This window comes from Dyadobacter sp. (assembly GCF_051859145.1).
GTDB lineage: Bacteria > Bacteroidota > Bacteroidia > Cytophagales > Spirosomataceae > Dyadobacter.
Window position 1 is genome coordinate 1 of record NZ_JBHYGF010000531.1, and the last position, 1,825, is coordinate 1,825.

2 protein-coding genes are annotated in these 1,825 nt (G+C 43.6%); both read right to left on the reverse strand.

The window, feature by feature from the left end:
* Positions 1 to 73: 73 nt before the first annotated feature.
* A complete protein-coding gene (locus tag ACTIE6_RS23400) occupies positions 74 to 1,255 on the reverse strand; it encodes a DUF4271 domain-containing protein (RefSeq protein WP_439558932.1) in 1,182 nt (393 codons plus the stop codon).
* A gap of 58 nt (positions 1,256 to 1,313) precedes the next feature.
* Positions 1,314 to 1,825, reverse strand: a 512-nt coding sequence (locus ACTIE6_RS23405) for a succinate--CoA ligase subunit alpha (RefSeq protein ID WP_439558933.1), incomplete at its 5' end; no start/stop codon positions are given.

Genomic DNA, 1,825 nt, shown 5'->3' on the forward strand with positions numbered 1-1,825 from the left:
TTTCCGGATCAAAATTGATAGTATCACTCATGTAAAATCCTCATTAGTTTGTTCCAAACTCATCTTTGTCTGATTATAAGGCAAATTTCATACTAACGATGAGCGGGATGATTTCAATAACGCAAAGGTACGAAAATAAATACAGATTAATCAACGCGCCAGGCGGCTTGGTGACTACGTACAATGCGATGAAACGGCCTATATAGAAAAACAGGAAAGGTATCACAATGTATGCCCGCATGTCCGAAATCCAGTTCATCTGGTTAAAGCTCATTCCGAAAATAATGAGAAAGAACGCCCCGTAGAACATGTAGGAGGATTGTATTATTTTGATAAACAGAACATCCACCTGTTTGTCAAGATTCAGCATATTTCCGGCGAGCAACATGCAAACGTATTTGACGTAGGTAAGTACAAAGAACAGTGTGGAAATGATCAGAAAGTCAGCAAAGATCATGAGTGTGTTTGCTTTCTCCGACAGCATGCTGTTGACCGAAAACAGATTAACCCTGTTGTTCGCAAAAAACAGGAGTAAAAAGCTCATCCACATTGCGGTGATGATCGCAAAAAAGATAATTGTATTACTGTAAGGTTTGTTGATCTTGGAAATCTGCTCGCGGGGGTCGCCGTTGAAAAATTCAATGGGATTGATCAGCCGGATAAATGAGAGTGGGTTCAGGTTGAAAATCCATGCATTCAATATCAGGATCAGTACCAAAGCCAGAACCGCGAAATTACCGAACGGTGAAAATGAGATAGGTTTAATATTAATAAAGCTGGGCCGCGTACTGGTAAGTGTAGCTGCATCAGCGCTGTTTTTCCGATGGCATAATAATGCCGCTTTGTCATCAATTCCCGCACTGCCATAGATCGTGACCAGCAATTCGTCCTTCCTGTATACTTTGATCAGACTGTCAATGCTGAGCTCCCGCCATTGTCCGGGATCAATCCGGGATTGCAATGCTCCTTCTATGAACAGGTAGCTTTCTGTTTCGGCAGTTAGCAGCAATGCATACCTGCGGTTTTTGACAAGATCAATGTACAGACTTACAGAACGGGAATCCTCATCAACGCCCTGTGAGTAGGGGACGTAGTTTTTGTAGGCTGCATTGTAAACAAGCCAATCGTTCTGGTAATTGTAGACAGGGAAATAGCGTTCGGGGAGCGTGACCTTAGCTGCGCTGAATGCAACGGTCGCGAAAAAAATAAATGCCGTAAAGAAAGCCCAAATGGTGCGTGTGAATACGGACTTCATAATTATAAAAGGGCGGGGTTTCCCCAGCCCTCTTAAAGATAGTATGCTTAAATGTAAATTATTTTCTTCCAAGAGCTAGCAGCATCGTTTCGCCGATCAATGCAGGCGATTCAGCAACAAAGATACCTGACTCTTTCATGATTCTGATTTTAGCTTCCGCAGTATCGTCAGCGCCACCGATGATTGCACCAGCGTGGCCCATTCTGCGGCCTTTCGGAGCAGTTTGTCCGGCGATAAAGCCTACAACCGGTTTCTTATTACCAGTCGATTTAATATAATTGGCAGCATCTGCCTCCATGCTTCCACCAATTTCACCAATCATGACGATCGCTTCGGTTTCCGGGTCATTCATCAAAAGCTCTACTGCTTCTTTGGTAGTTGTTCCAATGATAGGGTCACCGCCGATTCCGATTGCAGTAGTCTGTCCCAATCCTGCACGAGTCAGCTGGTCAACTGCTTCATAAGTTAAAGTTCCTGATTTTGAAACCAGACCAACAGTTCCTTTTTTGAAGATAAAGCCAGGCATAATACCTACTTTACATTCTTCCGCAGTGATTACACCTGGACAGT

What these genes read in the sequence shown, in the direction of transcription:
- ACTIE6_RS23400 (WP_439558932.1), bottom strand. Translation starts at nt 1,255, where the DNA reads ATGAAGTCCGTATTCACACGCACCATTTGGGCTTTCTTTACGGCATTT.